A 19,839-nucleotide genomic window follows, 5' to 3' on the forward strand; every position below is an offset into this window, starting at 1 on the left:
TAACCCATGACTGTGTATTAGTATTAACCTTTAAACCCGTGTATGCCGATGAATAAGAGCAAAATTTTTAACCTCCAGGGAATAAAAATGCCTGAATTAACCCATCAGCGCATCCAGGAGCTAAAACAAACACCCAAGGGTAAGCTGATCACCGCTACCAGCATGGACGCATTTCCCGGCTTATTAAAAACGATGGAAGCCTCTCTGCACGAGCAACTGGCCAAATACGAAGGTATGAAACTTACCGGGCAGAACGGCTCCGCAAGGAAGCTGTTGCTCATGGAAATGCTGGATGACCATCTGTACTGGGAATTTGCCTACCACATGATGTTTATTAAATGGCGGGAGCAGCAAATCAGTAAGGCTTCGTGAGAGGTGAAATGGGGCAGATCAGTTGACCTGCCCCGGTCAGACTATTTTTGCAGGGTATTAATTACCGCCTGTTGGGCGTCTACCTTTCTATTCAGCTGAATAATATACAGTGTTAGCTCTTCTACTTTCTTTAATAGAGATCGCAACGCCATTTACGGCCAGTTTATAGCCTTCGGTATCAGGTGTGCCTATGCCAACGCTTCCGTTTCCTGCTTACCAACTCCCGTTCCATCTTCATTAAATATATACATTTGTAACCAAATGAATGTATGGAGAACTACAGCATCGTCATCTTTATCCTGGCCATTATGATTGTGCTGTCTGCCGTGGCAGACAAGATACGACTACCCTACCCTGTGCTGCTCATAGCGGCCGGTATTGGCATTGGCTTTATACCTGCCCTGCCAAATATCACGTTAAACCCGGACGTTGTATTCCTGATTTTTTTGCCGCCGCTGCTATACGATGCCGCTTTTAATATCTCCCCGCAGGAATTCAAAACCAACTTCAACACTATTGGCACGCTGGCGATCGGGCTGGTATTTATCACGGCAGGAGGTATTGCGGTGGCAGCCCACTACCTGATCCCTGGCATGAGCTGGCCCCTGGCATTTGTGCTGGGAGCTATCCTGTCGGCCACGGACGCGGTGGCGGCTATGAGCATCACCAAGGGCCTGGGACTATCCCATAAAACCATCACCATCCTGGAAGGTGAAAGCCTCATTAATGACGCCTCTGCCCTGGTTACCTATCATTTCGCTATAGCTGCGGCTACAGGCACTGCTTTTGTGTTCTGGAAGGCTTCCATCGAATTTGTAATACTGATGGCCGGCGGCGTATTTATTGGCGCCCTGGTGGGGAAATTACTGACCGTAATCCTTAAAGCGGTTCATAAGAACGACCTTGTTACCATCAGTTTTATGCTGCTGATGCCCTTCGTTACTTACCTGCTGGCCGAACACCTGCATGCTTCCGGCGTTATTGCGGTAGTGGTGCTGGGTGTTACCATTGCCCGGGTTAGTAACCAGGTTTTCCCGGAGAAGTTAAAGCACCAGTCAAAATCTATCTGGGACATCATCATATTCCTGCTGAACGGGCTTATCTTCATCCTGATAGGATTGCAGTTCCCTTATATTATAAAAAGTATTCCGTCCCATATGATCTTCCCCTATATCGGGTACGGTTTTATTATTACCATTATAGCCCTGGCGTTGCGCATGGCGCGGGTGTTTTCCCAACAACTCAATTTACAACAGGCCTTTAAAAAAGGGAAAGGACGTATTACAGAAAATGCGTTGCTGGACTTTAAAAACAGCCTGATCATCGGCTGGTCAGGGATGCGCGGCATCGTTTCCCTGGCAATCGCTATCGGGTTACCGTTAACGCTCGACAATGAAGGTAATTTTCCGGAGCGGAATCCTATTATTTTTATGTCTGTGGTGGTGGTATTGTTTACCCTGATAGGGCAGGGAATTACCCTGCCCTGGATTGTGAAAATGGTAAATTTACCGGTGAAGGAAAAGAAAGTAACTACGGCTTAAATCAGTGGGGGTATTATTTCACAGCTGCTGCCGCCTCTAAAATCAGGGCCGTTACCTCTTTAGGACGTGAAGCCAGCGATGCGTGTCCTGCATCCAGGTGGATGGTTTTACGCGGGTTTATCTTTTCTGCCATTTCCTTTTCGGTGGCTGGCGGAATCATATTGTCCTGGTCCGACACCTGGTACCAGCTGGGTTTTATTTTCCATGCCGGGCTGCCTGCCGCGTCGCCAAAGGCTTTCCCATGTATTGGTTTTTGCGCGAGCGACATTACCAAAGCCTCGTCTGCTGCCAGATCCTGGCAAAAAGAATCATGAAATTCATCGTATTTGATCCACAAAAAACCTTTGGGGTCGGGGTAAATGCTGGCGCCTCCCTTGGGCGGTTCCCGCCTGGCAAAGATACCACCCAGGCTCTCCCCTTCGTCAGGAGCAAAAGCAGCGATGTATACCAGGCCTACCACTTTTTCATGATTGCCGGCTCCGGAGATGACGGCTCCGCCGTAGGAATGTCCTACCAATAAAACCTTCCCTTCCTGCGCATCTATCAGGTCCTTTGTTTTAGCAACATCATCTTCCAATCCGGTCAACGGATTCTGTGCTGCCCTTACCTTATAACCTTCTTTTGTCAGGGCGGGAATAATATGCCGCCAATGGGATCCATCTCCCCATGCCCCGTGAACAAGGATAATAGTAACGTCCTGGTTAGCCATGTTTTTACATTTTAGGTGTGTATGCCAACAATCTGGCGTTTCATACAACACCTTAGTCCGGGCGAATGTTCTGCCATAAAAAGAGGGGTAACATTTTAGTAATGTTACCCCTTTGTTTTTTATTTTTTTACGGGAGATGATGCCGTTGTTATGGTATATTTTCCCGCGGGCAATTCAAACAAGGCATAACCATGTTGCACGCCTTTCTTTTTGAGATGCCCGCTGCCTTCTTTTACGCTGTCCGCTTCTTTCTCCGGAAGTTCCACCGCTGCGGTACAATTGGGAGGTATTGTTACCTCTAAACTGAGTCCTTGTTCTTCGCGGCGCCAGGCGGTTTTAATGGTACCGGCCGACGATTCAAAAGAGGTACGCGCCCAGTTCAGCTGTGATGCCGTTAATAGTGGCGGCCGGATAATGAAACGCCGGAAACCTTTGCCGGACTGCGGATCCCGGCGTATGCCCGATACGCCGTTGACATACCAGGCGCCCGGGTAAAGATAGGAGCTGTGTAACAGGGAATGCCCCGGCAAATTCTTTTCCCACATCTCCCATATGGTGGTGGCATCGTTTGCCTTCATATACCCCCAACCCGGATAATCTGTTTGGGAAGTCATACTGTACAACAGGTCATCCCGTCCTTCATCGCGTAATAGTTTGAATAGAAGGGCTCCTCCTGTAATGCCTGCATGGATATGCCCCTGGCGTACCACCAGTATTTCTTTCTCCAGCCGCTTCATCACAGCGCCGCGTTGCGCGGATGTTGGTACGCCCGCCAGCAATGCAGCAGCCATATTGGCCATGGAGCTGTCGGAGTAGCTGTTATCGGCGGCGTTGTAGAAGCGGTCGTTGATAGCACGACTGGATAAATCGGCCTGCTGCTCCCATTGCGAAGCTTCGGTGTTTTTGCCCAGCACCCTGGCTATTTTTGCTGCAGTGCGCAGGTTAAAAACGCGGTAACAGCTATTTAAACATACCGTTTGTGGTTTATTATTATTCATCCCCTCCGCGGTAGCTCCCGGCCAGAGCCAGTCTCCCAGGAAGTCCCAACGCCCGCCAAACCGTTGCAGCAGGTTGTCTTTTGTTTGCGTATCCAGGAAATCCAGCCAGTCGCTGATCATACCAAAGTTGTTTTCGAGTATCCGCCGGTCTCCTTCCTGCTGGTAAATAAACCAGGGCAACGTTACCACGATGCCACCCCAGGCGGGACCGCCTCCGCCCATGTAGGTAGGGGCTGTATGTGGCAATATACCTTTATGAAGATGACGACCGCTCATGATTCCTTTATGCGCCCAGGCGGTATCATACATGTTGCCCACAACAGATTCTGATCCCTGTACATCACGCCAGTCTTCCATCCATTTGGTATAAAAAGCGCCCATATGAAAATTGAACATGCCTGTTTCGCAGGTGGCATGTGCATCTCCTCCGTAGCCCAGTCTTTCCCGCTGCGGGCAATCCACAATATACCCGCCAATCGATAAGTTCTGGAAGGTCCAGCGGACCCGGTCATAGATCCAGTTTTGTAATGTATCAGAACAGCTAAAGCTGGTGGCCGGCTCATAGGCGGTGCGTACCAGCCAGCCCCGGACGTCGGCTGTTGAGGGCGGCGTTTTTAATCCCGTGATGGTAATCCAGCGACCGGAACTATAGTTGAAATGATTGCGGAATTCCCCCTGACCTGTTGGGCCAATAATAAAGGCGCTGTGCAAACCAAAGGTCATGTCTACCCCCTCGCGTTCTGAAAACCGGAAATCAATCCTGTCTCCCGGCTTTCCGCTTACCCGGATGGCTGTCCAGCCGGCAAAGTTCACCCCCATATCCACCACATAGTTCCCATTGGGCAACGGGTGGATGGACACAGGTTTTATTTCATCCATTACTTTATTGGGTTCTACCATCTGTGCAGATAAAAGCAGGTCAGGATGGTAAACGGTTACTTTACGCCAGCTGCTTTCGTCGCATGCAATGGTGTTCCAGTCTTTCACTTCTTTATTGGCGTCCCACAGCTCGCCGCCCATGCGGTTGGAGTCCCATACGCCCAGCAGTTTGTTGGGACTTGGATGCGTAAGCCAGGAAGCATCCGTTTTAAGCAGTATTACCGGCGTTGGCGCGTCGGCGTTATACACTGCTCCCTGCGCTATTACAATGGGCGTTTGCGGCTTCCCGGGCACGATGTATGGTCCGAAAACAGACCAGGAAGTGCCCAGCCAGATGGTGATCACATTTTTACCCGGCTTCAATTCCTTTGCAATATCGTAGCTAATATACCTTGCTCTTTTGGTGTGATTGGTAACGGCCGGCGCCATTACGCCATCGCCGATCTTTTTACCATTTACATACAGTTCATGAAAACCCACGGAAGCAATAAAGAAATTGGCCTGCTGTGGTACGGCTTTCAGCTCAAAAGTTTTACGCAGCCAGGGATCTGATATGTTACAATCTTTCTGTTTCGGATCAAATATTTCATCTGTGCCAATCCATTGGGCTTTCCAGTCGGCGGAGTGTAACAACCCGGTAGACCAGGACGCCGGCGCACTCCAACCGGAGATGCGTCCTTGTTCGTCTTTAACAGACACCTTCCAGTAGCAGGTCTGATCCGACAACAGGGGTTTTCCTTTGTAAACGATATGCTGCATTTCGTCGGAGTTGATCCAGCCCGATGTCCAAAGGGTTCCTTTATTTTCTTCGAGTTCCTGTAGTGTGGCGGCCACCAATATGCGCCATGCTGTTTGGCGCTGACCATAAGCGGTACTGTCGGCGGCGCTGAGTGTCCAGCTTAAACGTGGCTGTATTTCATCTATGCCCCTGGGGTTTACCAGGTATTCACATCGCAGCTGAACAGGCAGTATAGCGCCTGGAATGGCGGCAAAAGCGGTAGTGACGAAAAACAGTGTTAGAAGTAACCAGCTGGAACAGGTTTTTTTTATCATAGTAAATATCTTTAATGCGGACACCAAATATAAGGTGAACAGTATCGTCAATATTAAAAATAAAAATCAGGTCTTGCAACCTGTGCCGTCCTGCCCGGGTTATCTAATGCAGGGGTTGCATTAACCGGTAATGTTCCCTGGCTTCACGTGCTGTTGTATCATCTGAAAAAAGAAAAGGTCGGATAATTCTATCTGCGTCCAGTTTCCGGTGGTTTCAGTTAGCACTGCTAACATCCGGATCATACCGGGAAATTTCCCGGTACCGCCTAAAAACAGCCTTTCTTCCTTTCTGTTATCCTTTAAATTCCATTAACTTAGTAGCATACCCGGTTCGCCCTATTTGTCTTTCCCTGGTATAAACACCCTCAATCTATCCATGAACACAAAAATAAATCCTCTTACATGCAAAAGAAGCCGTTTACCGTGGCTGACTACCTGCTGACCAGGTTAAAGCAGCTCGATGTTACCGAGGTATTCCAGATCCCCGGCGACTATGTTAAACATTTCACGCAAACCCTTGAACACTTTGATGGTGTAACCGCAATAGGCGCCATGAATGAACTGGATGCCGCCTATGCCGCAGATGCCTATGGCCGGACAAGAGGGCTCGCGGCGGTATCGTTACAATTCGGGGTAAGCACCTTCAGCGCGCTCAATGCCATTGCGGGCGCTTATGTTGAGCGCAGCCCTGTGGTGGTGATCACCGCCACTCCCGGATCGGACGACCGGCAAATGACCAAAATGTACGACGTTTTATTTCACCATTCTACCGGCAATCTGAATGCAGACCAACAGGTATATGAGCAGGTAACGGTAGCTGCGATTACCCTCAGCACCGCCGCGGGCGCGCCGGAAAAAATTGACCAGCTGCTCATTGCCGCCATCACCCACAAAAGGCCGGTATACATTGCCTGCTATGAGGAAGTATGGGGTGAGGTTTGTACTCCTCCGTTGGGAAAAGCGCTGCAACCCGAAGTACTCAAAAGTGATCCGTTAGCACTGGAGGCCGCCGTAGCCCAGGCATGGAAGCAAATCATCGCCGCCAAACATCCCATGATATTTGCCGGCGTGGAGATATTGCGTCATGGCCTGTCTGACCTGCTCCAGGAAATCATTGATGCCAGCGGCTTTCTGTATACCACCACTACCCTGGGGAAATCAGTGCTTACAGAAAAAGGTGATAAATTTATCGGCACCTATTCGGACGCCGCCTCTATTAAAAGTGTGATCAATGAAGTAGACCAGGCCGATTGCTTTCTTACCTTGGGTACTATTCTCACAGATGACTATCTCTGGTTTGTGCAAAACAAATATGCCACCATGGTACTGGCAGATACCGCACAGGTGCGGGCCGGCTATTATACCTATAAAAACGTGACCATGAAGGATTTCATGGAAGCGTTGCTGGTGCTCTTCAAAAAAACAAAAGGTTATCCGCACACTACCATCGCGCCTCCTCAGCCCAAATACCCGGAACCCTGGATCTCTAATTCAGATCCCGACTGGGATGACAAACCGGATGTGATTACGTATAACCGCTTTTTTCAGCATTCCATGCAATTCCTGCAAAAGCAAAATATGCTGAAGGATATTGTGATGACGTTTGGGGTAAGCTCTGCGCTGTATGTGGCCACCAACGCGTATGGATTACACCGCAACAGTTTTATTTCTTCTGCCGCCTGGCAGGTGATCGGTTACGAAACCGGGGCCGCCTGCGGCGCACAGCTTGGCAGCGGTAAAAGAGCGTGGACAATAGCCGGCGACGGTGGCTTTATGATGATGTGCCAGTCGCTCTCCACCCTGGCGCGGAATAAACTCAACGCCGTCATCTTTGTGATGAGTAACCAGGTATATGCCATTGAGCAGGTGTATGTAAACCTAAATTCCTTCAAACCGGGACCAGCGCACAAATTCGACACCTTTGACCTGCTCCCCGAATGGGATTACCCCGCACTCGCCAAAGCCTATGGCGCCGCCGGTTTCCGGGTAACCACCATAGCGGAATTAAACGATGTACTGGGCAAAATAAAAAATATTACAGATAAACCTGTTCTTGTACAGGTGGTCATCCCGGAAAAAGACCTTCCGGAACAGATGCGCCGCCTTGGCGAGGAAGGATAAATCGCGCTTCTTCTCACTACCTCAAAATGACTCTTATGAAAAACAAAACCTATTCTATTTTCGGAGCTGGCGCCGCGGGGCTTTATACCGCGTGGCGTTTGCTCGACAAATCACCCGCCGGCACCGGGGCCGGTGCAAAAGGGCTGGTGAAAGGCGACACCCTGGAACTCTACGACTGGGGACAATATGATTTCACCCAGGAAAACCCCGGCAGCCGCGCGGCCGGCGCCCGTGTATGCACCTGGCATTACAAGGATGATAAGAAGAATTCCTACCTGGAAGTAGGCGGTATGCGCTATCTCGCCTGGGATGGAAAACCTAAAAGCGACGGACATCGTTTAGTCACCACCGTGATATCACAGCTGGGGCTCGACAAATACTCCGTGCCCTTTAATGAGTCCGTGAACCCGCTGTATTACCTGCGTACAAAAAACATGTACCTGAACGCCATTACCTCCAGCAACCCGGCGCCGTACAATGTCAATAATTTCGGCGCCACTGACTCGCCTGATACCGGTTTCAACCTGGTAGAAAGCCTGGCGGTTACAAAAAATAAAAGCCGCCGCGAGTGGTGCGACTTCTACCAGCATGGCAAAATTAATGTGGATCTGCCCGAGTCGTCTGTGTATAAAAAGGGAGATCACCTGAAAGACATCGGTTACTGGAACCTGATGTTTGACCAGCTGGGCTCCGAAGGCTACAACTATACCTCTGACGGTAACGGCTATACGTCGAACGTTATTAACTGGAATGCGGCCGTTGCATTACAGGCCAATAACGAATTCACGCCCGGCACGGAATACAGGACACTGACTACCGGCTATTCCAGCATGTTTAACGCCTTGTTTGACAGCATCGTGAAACGGGCCAAAGAAAAAGGCGTCCATTTCAATTATTACCCCAATACCCGTTTGCACTCCATTCTGCAGAAGGATGGTGTGATTCATTATACCATCGCCACCCGCGAAAAGCCCAATAAAAAGTCGGGCGAAAAAACTACTAACGCCGCGTGGATGGCCATGCCCCGCCATTCTATCGACCTGGTAGCGCAAGCCACCCGTTATGAAGACCACGAGGGGCTGGATGTACTCAATCACCAGCAGGTGCAGCTGTACCTGGAATCTGCCATCATGCAGCCGTCCTATAAGGTAGGCATGTTTTTCCATGAGCCCTGGTGGGCCGATAATGCCGCTACACCACCGCCCTACCCTGCACAAATCAACAGCTACGAGGTAACAACAGCCGTGCTGACCAGTTTGGTGGAGCAGGGTTTTCCCAAGGCATATATTACCGCCATCAGCAAGGACAGTAGCATCATGGAAACGCCGTTTACCGCAGCAGCAGACCTGATAGCCGCTACGGAAAAGCTGATCAGGGAAAGACTCACCATTGTACAGGAAGAACAGCTGCTGAACACATCGCAGCGTAACAGTATAGGCCCCAGTGTAACGGATATGCCCATACGCCAGGTGGTGTATTTCGGGAATAATGCATTAGATCAGACGGGAGATAAAATATACGGCTTACTCGCCAGCTACGACGATGAGTCATTCACCAGTTTCTGGCAGGAGCTGGAAATCGGGCCCAACAAAACACGCAAGATACCCATCTCGGAAAACTGTCAAACGCTGGAAGGCCCGCGGAAAGCACCGGATATCATGGTTAAGATGCTGCGGCAGCAACTGGCAGCTGTGCATTTCGGACCACAGGCCGATTACTCAGCGGTTCCCGAGCCATTGGAAACAAGATACATGGATTGGTCGCTTCCGCCATTTAACGCAGGCTACCACGCCTATGCAGGTCATTACAATATCTGCGATGTGCAACAGAAAATCAGGAAGCCTTCGCAGTTGATTGACGGAGCAGACGCCAACATCTTTATTGTTGGAGAAGCCTACTCCAATGACCAGGCCTGGGTGGAAGGCGCCTACTGTACCGCGGAATCAGTGTTGAACGATTTCTTTGGCATCAAGCCCATTATTGATGAAGAACATTATCCGTTTATTTGCCCCTGCGGATAAGATGTATAAATAATACTGAAACCGCCTCCTGTTTTTGGGGGCGGTTTTGTTGTTTATGATAACTCCCTGCCACGGAATCGCTTATGTATGCTATTGGTGCGGAGTTGAACCAGAAGCACGAGTCCGTATGTGTAAAAAACACCAGAGATAGATAATATAACATTAGGACCGAATAGGAATTAGTAAGAGCTTTAGACAGACTTAACAGAGCCCGGACAGAAACGGAAAAGTTTAACGGAAAAAGTCCACGTTATTTTAGAGAGGGTCAACCAAACAACAATTTCTCTATATCAGATATCTCTTGGTGAATGTATTCAGATTACACAGATGAACAATTGTGCCAGTTGCTGGTTCAGGGTGATGAAGGCGCATTTAATGAGATCTACAACAAGTATTGGAAACGGCTGCTTTTTATTGCACACAAACGTCTTCGCGACACAGAAGCAGCGAGAGAAATTATCCAACAGGTGTTTTTGAATCTCTGGAATAAGCGGGAGCGGCTTGCAATTGCTTCTTTGCCTCAATACCTCGCCGCCATGACAAGGCATGCCGTATACCGTTACCTGGCGGATGAGAGTCGCAGACAAGCCCTTTACGAAACGCACGCAGGCATCGCTGGTATTGAAGGGAAAGCAGTTGAGTTTGATTTGGAAAACAAGCAACTCCTGGATATACTCGTGAAATATGCCGGAGCATTGCCGGAAAAATTCAACCTGATATTTATCCAACATAAATTATTAGACAAACCACTTGAGGAAGTAGCGCAACAGCTGGGCGTATCGCCACGTACAGCGGAACGCTATATTGGTCAGGTGATGAAAATTATGCATAAAAAGCTGCGAGCCCTGCGTACTGCTGTATTTGTGATGACCTTCCTGTTTGTTGCCTGGAAATTGTTCTCCTGATTACCGGTATTTTACCCCTGTTTGTCATCCCTTTTCTTTTTTTAATTTTTTTTCCAATTGCTGCGTACAAAGTCTTCGCTCATGTATCTATTATAGGTATTACCCTGTGTAAATAAAAATCCAGGATTTATGCCTTTTAGCAAAGATGCCATACAGCGGCTTGCCCGAAAATATATAGATGGTACTGCCACCGAAGCAGAAATCAACGAGCTATTCGCCTGGTACGACGAGGTGAATGCAGGTGATACCGAAAGCATCCTGGTAACCGGTGATGAAGCGGAGTTTAGTGCAGCAACATGGGAAGGGATACAGGCGCAGTTGGCGCTGAAAAAGTCGTTGGAGCCCCGCAGGAGCCGATGGTGGGCCACCGCAGCTGCCGTAGCGGTATTGCTGCTGGCCGGTGGTTTGACCGCCATTTATTTGAATGGCAACCGGCAAGCAAAAACGATGGCAACAGTAACGAAGCGGGTCAGCGATATTCCCGCTCCTTCCGCAGCACGCGCAGTACTTACGCTGGCCAACGGCAAGCAAATACTGCTCGACAGTGCCGGAAACGGCCTGCTGGCCAGCCAGGCAGACGCAAATATTGTGAAGAACGACAGCGGGCAAATTGTATATATGGCCGGTGGTCACGATCAGCAAACGCAATACAATACCCTTAGTATTCCTGCTGGTAGCAGGGCCATGGCAGTGGTACTGGCCGACGGCAGCAAGGTATGGCTAAATGCTGCTTCCTCACTTACCTATCCCACCTCGTTTTCCGGAAAACAAAGAAGAGTAATTATTAAGGGAGAGGGCTACTTCGAGGTGGCGTCAAATGCAGCGGCGCCCTTCGTAGTAGCGCGCCCTGACAAGGGTTTGGAGGTGCAGGTACTGGGGACCCATTTTGATGTTAATACTTATGACGATGAGCCGGATATCCGGGTAACGCTTGTATCAGGCGCAGTAAGGGTTTCCGGTGGGGCATCGCAGCAACCGGTGGTGATTTCACCCGGGCAGCAGGCACGTATTACCCCCTCCTCAACAGTAGTAAAGCAGGTAGATGCAGCTGATGTAACAGCATGGAAAGAGGGGCTTTTTGTATTCGATGCAACAGATATTCAAATGATGATGCGCCAGGCAGCACGCTGGTATAATGTTACCGTTAAATATCCACACGGCGTGCCACAGGAACAGTTTACCGGCTCAATTTCTACTGATGCCAGCTTGTCCGAATTCCTCAAAATACTTGACTATAGCGGAGTAACAGCCACTATCAACGATAAAACGATATTAATCAATCCTTAGAAATACTAAATAAAAAGACTGAATAAAAAAGAAACCGGCAGTGGTGGAACACTGCCGGCGGATCGTTCAGGCCGTATAGTTCACAATTACCAATTGTTTTTTATCAACCTAAACTTCATGAAGTTATGAAATTAAGATTTCATAGGCAATTCCTCGTTAGCAGATGGAAGGCGAATTGCTTCCGACAATCAACCAACATCGTGTCAGTTATGAAAGTGACGAGTATCCTTTTATTAGCGGCCTGTTTACAGGCATCGGCCGAAGGGTATGGCCAGAACATCACGTTGCATGTAAAAGATGTGCCATTGACGAAGGTCTTCAGGGAAATCAGCAGGCAAAGCGGCTACCAGGTTTTCAGTAACGACCGTTTACTGAGGAATATGGAAAAAGTAACTGCCAACGTAGAGAATGTATCCCTGGAAGCAGCACTGGATGCCTGTTTTAAAGGGCGACCACTCAGCTACGCCATTGTGGGTAAAACAGTAGTGATCAAACAAAAGGAGGTCACGGCATCAGGACTCTCCCCCACAATTGTTCCCATCGTGCTCAAAGGTATTATTACCGACGATAAAGGCAATCCTTTACCGGGTGCGTCTATCCGGGTAAAAGGGAAAAACAAGGCCGTTGCCTCCGACAACCAGGGAGCTTTTACGCTTACAGTAGATGCAGGAGATCAGCTCATCATTTCTTTTATCGGTTATGAAGACCAGGTAGTTGCAGTAGACGGTCGCAAAGAAATGAATGTCTCCCTGAAATTATCGGCCAGCAAGGTAGATGAAATTATCGTGGTGGGTTATGGTAAACAGTCAAAGCAAACGGTGACCAGCTCCATTACCACTGTAAAAACAGACAATTTTAAAGACGCTCCCTATACTGATATCCAATCTGCACTGGCTGGCCGTGCTGCCGGCGTTGTTGTCAATTTCAGCGGCGGAGAGCCAGGCAGTGTGCCTGCTATGACCATCAGAGGCGGAGAACCGCTGATTGGACAAAGCACCGCGTTATATGTAATTGACGGAATTATCAGGGACCAGGCGGCTTTTGTTGCCCTGAACATGAGCGATGTGGAAAGCATCAGTTTTCTGAAAGACGCCGCAGCCACCGCTGTTTACGGAGCAAAAGCAGCTGCCGGTATTGTGCAGGTGACTACTAAAAGCGGGCAAACCGGAAAACCGAGATTGTCTTATTCCAATAACATGGCATGGAATACGCCCAGCTTGTTCCCAAAACTCATCAACAGCTACGACAAAGCCCTGGTGGCGAATGCCATTGGTGAGTCGGCAGGTAACGGTAAAAATTCCGTTTATACGCCCGAGCAACTGGATAAAATAAAAAACGGAACAGATCCGGATACCTATCCCAATACTGACTGGTATGGACTGAGCTTCCGTAAATATGCCCGCCAACAGAGCCATAACCTGTCTGTAAGCGGTGGAACAAAAGAAACAAAGTACTACGCCGGGCTGGGCTACTTTAACCAGGGAAGCAACTACGTGAATAACTCCTTCCGGGTACAGCGTTTTTCCTATAACACCAAAATCAGCACTACCTTCGATGGCACAGGACTTACCGTTGCGTTGGGGTTAAATGGTTATTATTCCTATAGCACTCAACCACCGGCCGGTTCCGGTTCCATCTTCAGCCATATCGTTGCCAAAAGCCCACTGGAAAAGGCGTTTAATAAGGATGGCAGTTTTGCCCCGCTGGTGGATCACCCGCTGGCTGAAATCTATTCGCCGGGTTACAGCAGATCTGAAACGCTTTTTAATGACGGTAACCTCACCTTCACCTGGAATGTACCCTGGGTAAAAGGATTAACGCTAAAAGCACTGGGCGACTATGTGTTCAGCTCCAACCCGGGCAAAACGTTTAATGTGCTGGCAACACAGTACAATACCGACGGTACTATTTATCCTACACCAAGCCCCACGCTGGCCCAGAGCAGCAGCAATACCCGCTCCTATAATGTAGAATTCCAGGCGGATTATAACACCAACTTCGGAGAACACACATTGGGCGCCACACTGGTATCGGTTACAAGAGGCGGCAATAACAAATGGTTCAGCGCTCAGCGTAAAAACTTCGCATCGACGGCGGTTGACCAGATGTTTGCCGGCGACGCCGCCACACAGGTAAATGACGGTTCTGCCAGCGAGTGGGGAGAAGTAGGCTATGTGGGCAGGATCAAGTACGACTATGCCCGTAAATATCTGCTGGAATTTACCGGTCGTTACGATGGCTCCGACTATTTTCCGCCATCAAAACGCTTTGGATTTTTTCCCGCAGTAAGTGCAGGATGGATAATATCGAAGGAGCAATTCTACGATAACCTGCACCTGGATAATATATTTTCCTATTTCAAATTAAGAGGTTCCTATGGAAAAGTGGGCTCCATCGGAGGAACAAAGTATGCCTACCTGCCGCAGTATGGCGTACATACGCAGGCTTATGTAGCCAATGGTAACCTGCAAAACGGTTACTACGAAGGAGGGCTCACCATTGCCAATCAGAACATTACCTGGTTTGCCACACACTCGCGTGACCTAGGTATTGAGTTTGAAGCGATGAACAAAAAACTGAGCGGTAATATTGATTATTTTTATACCCGTACTACCAATATTCTTGGCAACCCCGCTTATCGTTACACTGAGCCACTCGGACAAAGTTTGCCACTGGTGCTTACAGACGCCGCTACCCGTAAAGAAGGTATAGACGCCGCGCTCAACTATAATTTTAATGTTAGCAAGGACCTGAAAGGTTATGTGGGAATTAACGTCACCTACTTCAACTATCTCTGGGAAAGGACAAATGAAGACAGCGCGACCCTCACCAACCCGTATACACGCAGCCAGGGTGTAAACCAGGATTATTATGCCGCTATGTACGGCTCACGTGGGCTATATCAAAATTTTGACGATATCCTCAATAATCCCAGCCGTCTTACTTCTTCAGCATTGGGACTGGGTGATATATGGCTGGAAGACACCAACGGTGATGGCAAAATCGACGCACAGGATTTCCGCCGTCTGGGTAAGTCATCCTCTCCCCGCTTCACCTTCGGTATTCCATTCGGACTTCAGTACAAGGGCTTCAAACTGGATGCACTCATACAGGGAGCAGGAACACGCAGCGTATACCTTGGAGGTTACCTGCAGGGCGGAGAAGGCTTCGGCAGGATCAACTTCGACTTCCAGAAAAACTATTGGCTGGCCGACAATAAGAACTCAGATTTCCCAAGGGCCGGCAACAACACCATGAACTCGGGCAACAACTATACCTCCAGCACCTTTTGGCTGAAAGACGGGCGTTTTGTACGATTGAAAAGTGTGACGTTGTCTTACAATTTCACCAGGTTATTAAAGAAAACCAGCGCTTTCAACGAGCTGACGGGCTTTGTAAGTGGCAACAACCTACTGACGCTTTCCCCGGTAAAAAAATATTTTGATCCGGAACTGGCAGACAACAACAACTTTTTCTACCCCGTTAACAAAACTTATTCCCTGGGTTTCCGCATAGGCTTCTAAGTAATTTATGCACTAAACATGTCTGAAAAATGAAATACTATATTATACTGATCATCGCGTGTTTCCTGACTGTCACTTCCTGTACGAGGGTGATGGATACCAAACCGCTGGATAAATACACCGGCAGTGATGTGTGGAGTAACTATGGTTTGACCCAGGGTTATATCTATGAATGCTACTCCAACTGTGCAGGTTATATTTTCTCCTGGAACTACGACGCTATCACTAAAAGCATCCGGAATCATCCCTGGGGCGGCGGTTATACCTCTGAGAAAACGGAGCAGATAGATCGTAACAATGATGAAGGCTGGGGAGCGTTTGGTAATATACGCCGGGTAAACCTGGTGCTGCAAAATATACCCGCTTCTTCATTTACGACAGTACAAAAAAACACTTTCCTGGGCGAGGCCCACTTTTTGCGGGCAGCCATCTATTCTAACCTGGCATTCCGTTTTGGTGGTGTGCAGCTGGTAAAGGATGTGTTGACAGTAGAAAGTGACTTCAATATTGGCCGTTCTTCCCTGAAGGAAACCTATGATTTTATTTTGAAGGACCTGGATGATGCCGCTGATCTCCTGCCCCAGACTAATGACAGAGGTCGTGCCGGTAAAGGCGCCGCCTATGCACTCAAAATGAGGGTGGCTTTACAGGCCGGCGCATATCTGAATGATAAAAATTATTATACTGTTGTAAAGACCGCCGGCGACAAATTATTCGCGCTCGGCCAGTACAGCCTGGACGACTATTCCAATCTCTTTAACGCATACAGCACGGCAGTAGCATCTCCGGAAAACATCCTGGTATTTGAAATGAAAAACACCAATACCAGTTTCTCCAGTACGCCCATGCAGTCCCTTGTATGCAACAGCGATATGATACCCTCCAAGCTTACCGATGCTGCAATGCAAAAGTTCCCGCTGAAAGAATCTATAGAAGGCTGGATGAACTATGCACCTACGCAAGACCTGGTAGATGACTACCTGGTAACAGATGCCGACGGGAAGGAAAGAAAATGGAATCAAACTACCCTCAACCAAACCGGCGGCAGCGCTTATGAAAAGATGTATAAAAACAGGGATAAAAGATTTTATGCTTCTATCATCTGCGACAGCAGCAAATATTTCGGCAACTGGGCATACCTGAGAGCGGATGGTAACGCCTCCTCCAATGTACAACCACTGAATGGCGGCAATATCAACGGCGGCGCCTCTGTTACAGGTTACCTGTTCGCCAAATATCTATACCAGGCTAAAAAACTCTGGTATTCCGACCCTACCGACTTTTGCTATAGCGTGCTCCGTTTGGGAGAAGCCTATCTGAACTACGCAGAAGCGTGTATCCGTTTGGGTGATGAAGCCAATGCGCGGACCTATCTTACTAAAACCTACCAGGTACATGGTGGCTTTAAAAATAACATCACCTCCACCGATGAAAACCTGTGGAATGATTACAGGAGAGAAAGGCATATAGAGATGATCCTCGAAACCGGCGACCGCTATTGGTCCTTATTAAGATGGGGCATGCAACTGACCGGTGGTTTGAAACAGGGCTATGAAAATACCGGTGTAGCCATACCAGAATTAAATGGCAAAGAACATGGTATCGCCATCAGCTCAGACGGTAAAACCTACCAGGTATTTGAGATGAACGAACAGAACGGACAGGAACTGAAATTTACGCCCAAGCGTTACTTGTTTCCCGTACCGCAGTCCAAGATCGTGGCACTTCCTATCCTCACCCAGAATGCCGGTTGGTAGGACATTTCAACAACTTCAATTCCGTTTAGTATGAAACATAAATATCTTCATTTTATTATAATTGCGCTGGGTGCGCTGGTGATGAGCTCTTGTTTGAAGAAGGACCTGTCGCAAATGAACAACTCTTCTTTAAATGATATCAGTGATTTTAACCTGTATTATAAATACATTGATACCGTTATTGACAACAAGGGCACGCCGCAGGAAACTACCCGCATACTGGCAAAGACAGTACAGTTAAACAGAGCGAAAACGATCTCCCATGATACCGTTTACGTAACACCTTCTTTCCCCGCCGGCTTTCCGCGGAGTGAAAAAACGAAGGTTACGCTGAGTAAAATATGGGGCTACGCCAATATTCCGGAAGCGGCTATTATAAGTCCTGTTGGTGCTTCACCGGCGCTCGGAAAACCGGGTGATTTTACCAAACCTGTGCAGTACGAAGTAATGGCAGCAAATGGCAGTAAGAAAAGTTGGGTAATATCCATTTCCCCGCTGCCAGTGGTAAACCAATGGGAAGGCAGTTACATCGAAACCGGTACCCTTAATCATGCGTCCGCAGGATTGCAGACCTGCCCGGCAGACTATACCCAGGAGCTTATTACTATTAGCGCCAACAAGCTAAAGGCAACGGCGGCGTACTGGTACTTCGCTAATCCCGGTATTACCTATTTCATTACCATGAATAGCGATAACACCGTCACCATTTCCAGTGATCCTGATGCAGTGGTAGCAGTACAACAGGAAACCACTCCTGCATCCACCTACGATCCGGTAAACAAACGTTTTACGTTAAACTATTACTATTACAGTGGCGGGAACCCGGCAAACTGGCGGAGATTCCATACTGTGCTGGCATTAAAGTAATAAACATATTGATTCCTAAAAAACACGTGGCTTAAATTTAAAGGGCTGTTCTTTTTAGAACGGCCCTTTGAATTTGATTTGAGTGGCTGCTCATTGCAGTTTTGAGGTGAATGTTCAGGAGGTGGCTGTTAAGCTTCAATGTGCTTGCCTTGGCCACACGGTATAATATCCCTACTTCTATTGGCTCACCGCTTGCCCCTTTGAGCTGAGATCTCGTTCCAGCACTGCTTCGACCTTCCTTTGCATCGCTTCATTCCCCGGGTATCCGGTAATTTGATCTTTAAGTACTCCATTCCTATCAAATATCAGGTAAGCAGGTATACCATCAAAATTAAAACTATCCAACAGATATTCCCATTCTTTTGCACTCAGGTAATACTGCTGACCACCGATACCTTGTATATGTTTTTCCCATAATTTTTCAGGAGATGAAGGATTACTTATATAAACAAATACAACATCTCTATCGGCGAGCTGCTTTTTTAAGTCCCTGGATTCTTTGATGGCTTCAATGCAAGGTACACACCAGGTTGCCCAAAAATCAACAATAACAGTTTTCCCCTTATACCTGGAGACAATAGCGTTCATTAATTCTTTAAAAGATACATCCGGAGTATTGTTAACCACCAGGGTTTCTTTTAGCTTAGCTTTCCGTATTATATCGTTATTTCTTCGCAGAAGAACCCTCTCCAAATCACTACCCTTATAATAATTTTTGATGTTTTCAATTTGCTTTAATGTCAATGGCTTTAGTTCAAGCTCAAATTGCATCGCGTATGCATTGCCTACGAGCATATCATAGAACAGGCCGTGATCAAATCCGATCAGCGGTTGCAAAATCTCATTCACATTTCTTGTCCACTCACGGATGGGGGTATCCTGGATACGCGGGATATTCAACGTGTTATTTAGCAATAACTCGCGCGTGAAGGTGGGATAAGAAAAAGAATACAGATACAATTGATTATTCAGGTCCAGATTTTTCAAAAACGAATAATCACTTCGTGTAGGCTTCTTCACTTCTGAACTATCTGGCATTCTTCCATTATTCGTATTCCTGTAGTTTAAAATCATTTCACCCTCGTAATCGAATACATGAAGATGGTATACGGCCAGGGAATAATCCTTGAATAGAATTTCCTTCATCCTTTCAGATAAAAGGGGTGGTTTATTCAGAATGGTCTGCTTTCTCCGCAAGACCTCATTTGCATGGTCTATAAAGGCACTATACTTCTTATTGTATAAAGGTTCTATAGGCTTACCGGATCTTTCACTGATCATTTCGCTAAATTTGTTCAGACTCTGGATAAGTTCCTCATCAGTGAATCCAGTACTATCACCAACCTTGACTTTATTTATAATTCCGTCATCACTATAATTGAAGGATATTTTATTTTCGTGGCTATTTTTTAACAGGATGGTTACCTGGTTATTTATATTTATATCCGTGCTAACAGCACATCTGCTCACATTTGTTTCGGTGTTTACCTTCAATACAAATCTCCCGGTTGAATCCAGCAGCGTCTTATACAGACCAACCTCGCCGGTAAATGGTTGGGGAATTTTCAGAAACAACCACACACTATCTTTCTTAATAGCTTTCGGAATAGTTACTTCGCCGCTTATGTCAACAGTGCCCGCCTGGAGGACAGGATCCCCCGATTGAGCGACAGCAATCACCGGCAAGAGAAACAATAAGACGACGCAGGTCAACTTCATTTTAAATGATAACATGATGATAAATTCAATTATAATGCCCAGGATTACTAAAAACGACAATTGCCATCTTCAGTAATCCTGGAATA

The 19,839-nt window shown here is 47.7% G+C and carries 12 protein-coding genes; 9 read left to right on the forward strand and 3 right to left on the reverse strand.

The features are described from left to right. Positions 1 to 48 precede the first annotated feature (48 nt). Together KE626_RS21745 and KE626_RS21750 are read left to right on the forward strand one after the other, a co-directional pair. Positions 49 to 372, forward strand: a complete 324-nt coding sequence (locus tag KE626_RS21745) for a hypothetical protein (RefSeq protein ID WP_211975088.1) — start codon at positions 49 to 51, stop codon at positions 370 to 372. Positions 373 to 641: 269 nt separating this feature from the next. Next, the gene (locus tag KE626_RS21750) at positions 642 to 1,913 is read left to right on the forward strand and encodes a Na+/H+ antiporter (protein ID WP_211975089.1); all 1,272 of its coding nucleotides are present in this window, start codon (positions 642 to 644) and stop codon (positions 1,911 to 1,913) included. A 13-nt stretch (positions 1,914 to 1,926) separates the two neighbouring features. Here the strand turns inward: KE626_RS21750 and KE626_RS21755 are convergent, their stop codons facing one another. Together KE626_RS21755 and KE626_RS21760 are read right to left on the reverse strand one after the other, a co-directional pair. Continuing rightward, positions 1,927 to 2,622 (reverse strand): alpha/beta fold hydrolase, encoded by a 696-nt coding sequence (locus tag KE626_RS21755; RefSeq protein WP_211975090.1) that lies wholly within the window; start codon positions 2,620 to 2,622, stop codon positions 1,927 to 1,929. Between the two features lie 119 nt (positions 2,623 to 2,741). Continuing rightward, a complete protein-coding gene (locus KE626_RS21760; RefSeq protein WP_211975091.1) occupies positions 2,742 to 5,552 on the reverse strand; it encodes a family 78 glycoside hydrolase catalytic domain in 2,811 nt (936 codons plus the stop codon). Between the two features lie 402 nt (positions 5,553 to 5,954). Between KE626_RS21760 and KE626_RS21765 the strand changes: the two genes are divergently transcribed. From KE626_RS21765 to KE626_RS21795, 7 genes are all read left to right on the forward strand, one after another. Beyond that, the gene (locus tag KE626_RS21765; protein WP_211975093.1) at positions 5,955 to 7,673 is read left to right on the forward strand and encodes an alpha-keto acid decarboxylase family protein; all 1,719 of its coding nucleotides are present in this window, start codon (positions 5,955 to 5,957) and stop codon (positions 7,671 to 7,673) included. Between the two features lie 35 nt (positions 7,674 to 7,708). Further along, positions 7,709 to 9,694: a flavin monoamine oxidase family protein gene (locus tag KE626_RS21770; protein ID WP_211975095.1), complete on the forward strand. Its 1,986-nt coding sequence runs from the start codon at positions 7,709 to 7,711 to the stop codon at positions 9,692 to 9,694. A 308-nt stretch (positions 9,695 to 10,002) separates the two neighbouring features. Beyond that, on the forward strand, positions 10,003 to 10,599 hold the full coding sequence (locus tag KE626_RS21775; RefSeq protein WP_211975096.1) for an RNA polymerase sigma factor: 597 nt from the start codon (positions 10,003 to 10,005) through the stop codon (positions 10,597 to 10,599). A 129-nt stretch (positions 10,600 to 10,728) separates the two neighbouring features. Then, positions 10,729 to 11,886 (forward strand): FecR family protein, encoded by a 1,158-nt coding sequence (locus KE626_RS21780; protein WP_211975098.1) that lies wholly within the window; start codon positions 10,729 to 10,731, stop codon positions 11,884 to 11,886. A 209-nt stretch (positions 11,887 to 12,095) separates the two neighbouring features. Beyond that, on the forward strand, positions 12,096 to 15,410 hold the full coding sequence (locus KE626_RS21785) for a TonB-dependent receptor (protein ID WP_211975099.1): 3,315 nt from the start codon (positions 12,096 to 12,098) through the stop codon (positions 15,408 to 15,410). A 29-nt stretch (positions 15,411 to 15,439) separates the two neighbouring features. Then, positions 15,440 to 17,167 carry a RagB/SusD family nutrient uptake outer membrane protein gene (locus tag KE626_RS21790; protein ID WP_211975101.1) on the forward strand — a complete coding sequence of 576 codons (1,728 nt, stop codon included), beginning with the start codon at positions 15,440 to 15,442 and terminating at the stop codon, positions 17,165 to 17,167. A gap of 30 nt (positions 17,168 to 17,197) precedes the next feature. Beyond that, positions 17,198 to 18,034: a DUF5018-related domain-containing protein gene (locus KE626_RS21795; protein WP_211975103.1), complete on the forward strand. Its 837-nt coding sequence runs from the start codon at positions 17,198 to 17,200 to the stop codon at positions 18,032 to 18,034. Between the two features lie 177 nt (positions 18,035 to 18,211). Here KE626_RS21795 and KE626_RS21800 read toward each other — a convergent pair whose 3' ends face one another. Then, a complete protein-coding gene (locus KE626_RS21800) occupies positions 18,212 to 19,768 on the reverse strand; it encodes a TlpA family protein disulfide reductase (RefSeq protein ID WP_211975105.1) in 1,557 nt (518 codons plus the stop codon). Positions 19,769 to 19,839: the final 71 nt, after the last annotated feature.

Source organism: Chitinophaga hostae, from assembly GCF_018224885.1.
Lineage (GTDB): Bacteria > Bacteroidota > Bacteroidia > Chitinophagales > Chitinophagaceae > Chitinophaga > Chitinophaga hostae.